The sequence below is a fragment of the Corallococcus sp. CA053C genome (assembly GCF_003611675.1).
Lineage (GTDB): Bacteria > Myxococcota > Myxococcia > Myxococcales > Myxococcaceae > Corallococcus.
Window position 1 is genome coordinate 1 of sequence record NZ_RAWA01000505.1, and the last position, 6,206, is coordinate 6,206.

Annotated in this window: 7 protein-coding genes; 2 read left to right on the plus strand and 5 right to left on the minus strand. The window is 70.6% G+C overall.

Going from position 1 to position 6,206, the window contains the following annotated elements; translation table 11 throughout:
* Positions 1-373 precede the first annotated feature (373 nt).
* On the plus strand, positions 374-988 hold the full coding sequence (locus tag D7V97_RS38500) for a hypothetical protein (RefSeq protein WP_120615570.1): 615 nt from the start codon (positions 374-376) through the stop codon (positions 986-988).
* 21 nt (positions 989-1,009) lie between these two features.
* Here the strand turns inward: D7V97_RS38500 and D7V97_RS38505 are convergent, their stop codons facing one another.
* Genes D7V97_RS38505 through D7V97_RS38515 form a run of 3 tightly spaced genes read right to left on the minus strand, consistent with a single transcriptional unit; the run spans position 1,010 to position 3,473 of the window.
* Positions 1,010-1,999 carry a hydrolase gene (locus tag D7V97_RS38505; protein ID WP_120615571.1) on the minus strand — a complete coding sequence of 330 codons (990 nt, stop codon included), beginning with the start codon at positions 1,997-1,999 and terminating at the stop codon, positions 1,010-1,012.
* Complete coding sequence (locus tag D7V97_RS38510; RefSeq protein WP_120615572.1) at positions 1,996-2,328, minus strand: YkgJ family cysteine cluster protein; 333 nt, start codon at positions 2,326-2,328, stop codon at positions 1,996-1,998. The genes D7V97_RS38505 and D7V97_RS38510 overlap by 4 nt, the downstream gene beginning before the upstream one ends.
* 8 nt (positions 2,329-2,336) lie before the next feature.
* Entirely contained in the window at positions 2,337-3,473 is a 1,137-nt protein-coding gene (locus tag D7V97_RS38515; protein ID WP_120615573.1) for a hypothetical protein, read from the minus strand.
* Between the two features lie 126 nt (positions 3,474-3,599).
* Between D7V97_RS38515 and D7V97_RS38520 the strand changes: the two genes are divergently transcribed.
* Complete coding sequence (locus tag D7V97_RS38520) at positions 3,600-4,559, plus strand: ferritin-like domain-containing protein (protein ID WP_147445153.1); 960 nt, start codon at positions 3,600-3,602, stop codon at positions 4,557-4,559.
* Between the two features lie 8 nt (positions 4,560-4,567).
* On the opposite strand, the gene D7V97_RS38525 is transcribed toward D7V97_RS38520, so the two are convergent.
* Positions 4,568-5,524, minus strand: coding sequence for a GNAT family N-acetyltransferase (locus tag D7V97_RS38525; RefSeq protein ID WP_120615575.1), 957 nt, complete (start codon positions 5,522-5,524; stop codon positions 4,568-4,570).
* A 42-nt stretch (positions 5,525-5,566) separates the two neighbouring features.
* A complete protein-coding gene (locus tag D7V97_RS38530; RefSeq protein ID WP_233583507.1) occupies positions 5,567-6,205 on the minus strand; it encodes a hypothetical protein in 639 nt (212 codons plus the stop codon).
* Between the last annotated feature and the right edge of the window lies 1 nt (position 6,206).

The window sequence follows — 6,206 nt, forward strand, 5'->3', positions numbered from 1 at the left end:
GGGCAACACGCAGCGCGGTCGAGCAAGGCAGCAAGCAGGACGCAACACGCAGCGAGCAACACGGGGCTGGGCGATGGGACGGGGCAGTGTGCAGCTTGGGGGAGTCCGGCAAGGAAGTCGCAACACGCCGGACGGGAGCAAAAAGCAGTGATGCACGCAGGGCATGTCGGTGCGGTGGCAGTCGCGATCAAACCGGATGGCAGCTGACGGGAGCGCGATCGCCGGTACTCGACGTGGAGCAGCGGCAGCAACAGGTGGTGGTTGGGGGAACGAAGAGAAGCCGGGTCCTGCGGATGGGTCGCTCTCGGGAGCCGGCACGCCTCGCAATTCTCATCGCGCACAGCCGCGATGTCTGTAACGGGGGAGAAGCCTCATGGGAGCGGTGTCCATCTTCACCGCGGCGTTGGTCGTCTTGTCGGCACACACGGCCATCGCCCAGACGCAGGAAGTCCAGGTCCGGCGTCGCATGAATGATCCGGAGAAGTTGGCGCCTTTCGGTCTGATGCTCGACGCGGGCATGCCTGAAGGCGCGGGACTCTCCGGTGTCTTCCGACCGTCGCCGCACCTGCGGCTGCACATCGGTGGCGCACACAACGGGTTGCGCGGTGCCGCTCGCGCGGGGCTCACGCTCCTGCCGCTGAACGGGAAGTTCTCGCCCTCGCTGTCACTGGAGCTCGGCCATGCACAGGCCGCGAGCACCAAGACCTTGAACCGGCGACTCGCGGACCGGACGCAGCTGCCCACGTCTTCGATGGAGCGCGTGGGCTACTCGTACGCCAGCGCGCACCTGGGCCTGGAGTTCAATGCCACGCGGCGCCTCAGCTTCTTCGTGCGCGGCGGCATGAGCGTGATGGAGATGGCGGTCCCCAGTCTCCAGAAGCTGGATGAGCCCTTCCGCGACTCGCTGTCTCCGGTGGAGACGCGGTCGTGGATGATGCGCACCGTGCAGCCCTCCGCGAAGCTCGGCTTCGCCCTCTTCTTCGGCTGATCCTCCGCGTCCGAGCAGGCGCTACATCGCCGCCGGACGCTCCGCGAGCACCTGCTCGAAGAACCTCAGCGCCTGGTCCTCCGCCCAGAAGGAGGGCCGGTGCAGGCGCCCCGCGACGAAGCCCACGTGTCCGCCGTGCTCGGTCAGCACCACGCTGAGGAACGGGTTGTCGTGGGCCGCGGCCGGAATCACCGGCGACTCCAGCATCGGATCATCCGCGGCGCTGAGCAGCAGCGTGGGCCGGCGGATGTCCCCCAGCCGGGGCCCCGAGGACGCCTCCCGGTAGTAGTGATCCGCGCCTTCAAAGCCATGCAGCGGCCCGGTCACCACGTCGTCGAAGCCGAAGATCGTGCGCGCCGCCTCCATGGCCTTCCCATCGAACGCGCCCGGAAAGCGCACGAGCTTCTCCCGGGACTTGCTCTTGAGCGTGCGCAGGAACCGCATGCGGTAGAGCCAGAGGAAGCCGCCGCCGGCATCCAGCTTCCGGCAGCACGCCGCCAGGTCATACGGCGCGCTGATGGACGCGGCGGCGGTCACCGGGGCCGCGTCACCCGTCTCCTCCAGGAGCCGGCACAGCACGTTGGCGCCCAGCGAGAACCCCACCGCGAGCATCGGGCCGGTGACTCGCGCCCGCACGTCCGCCATGACGAGCCGCGTGTCGTGCGTGTCCCCGGAATGGTACGCCCGCGCGAGCCGGTTCGGCTCTCCGCTGCACGAGCGGAAGTTGATCGCGGTGGCGCCCCAGCCGCGCTTCGCCGCGCCCCGCAGCACCTCCGTGACGTAGCCCGCCTGGGACGAGCCCTCCAGCCCGTGCAGCACCACCACGTGCGGCGCGCCCGGGGGCCCGTCGAAGCTGTCCAGGTCGACGAAGTCGCCGTCCGGCAGCTCGCGTCGCTCCCGGCGCAGGGGCGGCACGCGGGTGGGCCGCGCGAGCGAGGCGTAGATGGTCTGCGCATGCGCGCCGCGGATCCCCGGCGCGGGCACGAAGGGCTCGGTGGGCTGGAACTTCACGCGCCGCCTCCGGGCACCCGCGGGCGCGACGACAGCGCCGCCACCGACCGCGCCGTCCGCATGGATGCGCAGCCGGAGGTCCGCACGGCCTCCGCTTCGCCGGTGAGCTGGAACAGGGCCAGGTAGTTGTGCACGCGCTCCTCCAGCGTGGGGGCCTCGATGCGCCGGCACACGTCGTCCGCCGCGTAGTCCCGGCACACCTGGGGCCTGCGCTCGTAGACGGTGCAGAGGTTGTCCGCGCCCAGGTGCGGGCACCTCAACCCCAGGGGCTTGTCCAGCGCGGCGATGTCCGGCGCCACGCAGCAGGCGCCACAGCAGGTGCACTCCATGGAACTCCCTAGCGGCGGATGGCCTTCTCGACCTTGCCCAGGTTCGTCACGGTGAGCGTGACGCCCTGGCCCTTCTTCCACGGGAGGAACTCGTCCTCGCGCGTGGGCTCCAGCACGTGTTCCTTCACGCCGTCGTCCTCATAGCGCACGTTCACGCGATAGGACTCCTCGCGGCGCACCCGTTCGTTCGTTCCGGCGCTCAGCTCCGGCCAGCGCGGCGGGTCGTCCGTGCCCTTGAGCTCCCGCTGATCCACCTGCTTCCAGGCATATGTGTCGTAGTCGCACTGCTGTGCGTAGACGGGCTCGTTGCGGTAGCGCGTCTCCGTCTGGCAGTCCTCGTAGGACTCGTTGCAGTACTTCGTCACGTCGTGACAGACCTCCTCGGCGAAGCCGTTGCCCTTGTCGCGGCGGGTGCACTTCTCCTCGGTGCCGCACGCCACCTTGCGCGACTTCGTCCGGCACACGCGCTCGGTGCCATCCGCCACCCGGCGCGTGCCGCGCTGTCGGGACACGCAGCCGCGGATGTTCGTCACGCCCGGCACCTCACCCGCGCCGTTCACCGGCATGCGCGGGGCGGTGTTGCTCAGCTGATCCCTCCAGCCCGTGCGCGTCTCCGGCAGGAAGCGCTCCTGCACCACCGCGCGCCGCCAGCTCGTGGCCACCACCTCGCCCTGGAAGTCATGCGTGAGGTTTCCCCAGTAGCCCACCGCGCAGGTGCCGAAGCAGCACGAGCCCAGGACCGCCAGCACGATGAGCCACCCCTTGCTCAAGCGTCGTGACTTGGGAGCCGGTGCCGGAGGCGGCTTCGGGGACAGGTCCGCGACGGGCGCGGCCTTCGCATCCGAGCCTCGCTCGGCGGCGCACTGCCGGCACGCCTTGGCGTCACCCCGGTTGGACGCTCCGCAGTAGGCGCAGAACCAGTCCTCGCCCGCGCCGGCCAGGTCCAGGGCCTGCTCGTCGGTGACGCCCTCGCGCGTGGACTTGCCGGAGGCATCCACGTCACCGAAGTCGAACTCCGACTCCTTGCCGGTGAGCTCGCGCGGGTTGTTGCACGAGGGGCAGTTCTTGTGACGAGCCGGGATGTTCCTGGCGCCACAGGACGTGCAGTTCCAAGAGCCCTCGATGATGCGCCTTCGTTCGGCCATGGGCGCATCCTAGGGGACCTGTTGTCGCCTGACACGTCTGGGATAAGGTCGTGCCCCTCAAGTCCCCGCCGGGCCGGCGCTGGGGACACGAGCCGGTTTCCCGAGTGGAACCGCGAGGGGGATTCCATGTCGCGTCAGACGCGGGTTGTGATTCCGAAGCATCGGTTGTTGCGCCGTACCCTCTACGGTCTGTTGCTGGCCGCTCCGCTGCTGCCCGTGGGGCTGGCCTGTGGAAACAGCGAGGACTGCGGATTCGGCCACGAGACCATGAAGGGTGGAACCGTTGCCCTCAATCCGGATGGCACCGTTCCGGGCACGCTTTCCTGCGACAGGTGCCCCGAGCAGGACGACGGCGTCCACCTCATCAACTGCACGGCGAGCAAGTCCGAGACCGCTGGACGGGCGGACGTCACCTGCCGCTACATGACCTGCATGAATGATGGACGTCGGCCGGAGGGCTTGAGGGAGGCCCTCGCGTCGCAGTCCGGGGACGCGCTCGGAGCCCTCTTCGCGCACGCGGCCTGGCTGGAAGCCGCGTCGGTCCCGGCCTTCCTGCGGCTCGCGGACGAGCTCAAGGCGCACGGCGCGCCGGAGTCGCTGGTGAAGGCGGCGCGCCGCTCGGCGGGGGACGAGGTCCGCCACACCCGCGCGATGCAGGCGCTCGCCCAGCGTCACGGCGCGACCATGCCCGACGTGGACCTGCCGCCCTTCGAGTCCCGCTCGCTGGAGGAGATGCTCCTGGAGAACGCCGTCGAGGGCTGCGTGCGGGAGACCTTCGGCGCCTTCGTGGCGGGCTGGCAGTCACGCACCGCGCAGGACCCGGAGGTGCGCGGCACGCTGCGCACCATCGCCAGGGACGAGGTCCGTCACGCGGAGCTGGCGTGGGCCGTGGATGCGTGGGCCCAGGAAAAGCTGACGCCCGCGCAGCGGCAGCGGTTGCTCCAGGCCCGTCAGGACGCGCTGCGAATCCTCGGGGATGAGGTGGAGGCCCAGCGGCTGCCGGAGCCGCTCATCCGCGAGGCGGGGATGCCGTCGCGCGACCAGGCCCGGACCCTGTTCCAGGGGCTCTCTACCCTGGTCGCCTGACGCGCGCCTCACACCCAGAGGGCGCGAGGGAAGGGGACGTCGAGCGCGGGAGGCAATCCCGCGCGCAGGGGCCGCAGCATGGGCAGCGAACCGTCCCGCTGCACCCGCACCGCGCCGGGCACGCTCGCGACGAGCGGCGCCGTCGCGGCCTCCTCCCACCACACCACGCGCTGGAGGCCCGCCCGGTGCGCCACGCGGCGCGCCTCCGTGAGCAGCGCCTCCGCGTCCGCCGCGTCGCGAGCGTCCAGCATCAGCACCACCAGGTCACCGTAGCGGGCCACCATGGACCACAGCGCGGTGGAGTCGCCCACCACCGCGCCGCACGTCTGGGGCCTCGGGCGCGCCAGCAGCTCCGCGTAGACGCGCTCCCGCTCCAGGTGCCAGTCCACCTGCGAGGCGCTGGGCCAGAGGTAGAAGGGCGCCCGCGGCCTCTGCATCCGCGCGAGCGCCGCGGCCACGTCCGTCTCCGCAATCCCGCTGTCCACCGGGCGTCTCCCGGGCACCTGCGAAGCGTCCAGGTGCCAGTCCCACGCGGGCACGTCCACGTACCCCGAGCGGCGATACAGCGGAGCCCCGACGTCGGAGAAGAGCACGACGGAGTGCGGGCGCGGCGCCACGCGCTCCAGCTCCGCGGCGACGCCGTCCATCAGCCGCGTCGCATACCCACGACCGCGCAGGTGGTCCTCCGTGAAGACACTGGCGATGGCGTAGCTGTCCCCTTGCGTGAACGTCCCATCCGCGCCGCGCAGGAAGCTGTCGGTGTGGAAGGTCTCGCACGAGGCCAGCTCCGCGCCGTCGTCCGCCACCCACAGCCACGTGTTCATGCCCTCGCGGCACCAGGGGTGGGCGCGCAGCCGCGCCTCGCGCTCCTGGTACTGCGCCACGCTGAGGGGCGAACCCCACGCGGCATGGGTGACGGTGTCACGCTGCGCCTTCTGCGCGTCGGTGGCGAGGACGAGGGGCATGGTGCGCGGCAGGCTAGACGCGAGCCCCTCCCGGCGCGAGCGCTACAGCCGCGTGGTGTACGGGAACCGGAAGTGGAACTGCAGGTACGCCTGCCCCACGTGGAAGATGCCGTCCCCCAGCGAGTCCGGCAGCCCCAGGCCCCCCAGCTCCTGCGGCACGTAGAAGGTGGACTCCCAGCCCACGCTGATGAGGAAGCTCTTCGACAGCTGGAACTCCAGGTCCGCGCCCACGTCCACGCCGGGCCGCAGGAAGTGCGTGTCCGGCAGCGTGTCGGAGAAAATGTACGCGTACGTCAACACCAGCCCCGCGCCCACCGTGAAGCGCACCGGACTGGACGACAGCGGCAGCCCCAGGGCCAGCGGCTTGAACGTCACGCCGTACATCCCCGTGTCGCGGTACTTGGGCGAGATGATGAACGAGTCCGGAATGAAGATGGACGGCGAGATGCGGATCTCCTCCACCTTCCGTGACTGCTTCCGGTAGCGGTTCGGGATGACGCGCTGGTTCTTGCGCAGCCACTCCTTGTCCAGCACCGCGTCCACCGACAGCTTCAGCCCGGTGTGGATGGGTTGATCCTCGAAGACGGGCCCGAAGAACAGGAACGCCGCCGGGCCCACGCCCACGTCCACCGGCACGGTGACCTTCTGGTCCGCCAGGGCGACGGCGGGCCACGACAGCAGC

Bases quoted from the DNA above. Each gene is read 5' to 3' on its own strand.
- D7V97_RS38500 (WP_120615570.1), top strand. From the start codon at position 374: ATGGGAGCGGTGTCCATCTTCACCGCGGCGTTGGTCGTCTTGTCGGCA.
- D7V97_RS38510 (WP_120615572.1), bottom strand. From the start codon at position 2,328: ATGGAGTGCACCTGCTGTGGCGCCTGCTGCGTGGCGCCGGACATCGCC.
- D7V97_RS38515 (WP_120615573.1), bottom strand. From the start codon at position 3,473: ATGGCCGAACGAAGGCGCATCATCGAGGGCTCTTGGAACTGCACGTCC.
- D7V97_RS38520 (WP_147445153.1), top strand. From the start codon at position 3,600: ATGTCGCGTCAGACGCGGGTTGTGATTCCGAAGCATCGGTTGTTGCGC.
- D7V97_RS38525 (WP_120615575.1), bottom strand. From the start codon at position 5,524: ATGCCCCTCGTCCTCGCCACCGACGCGCAGAAGGCGCAGCGTGACACC.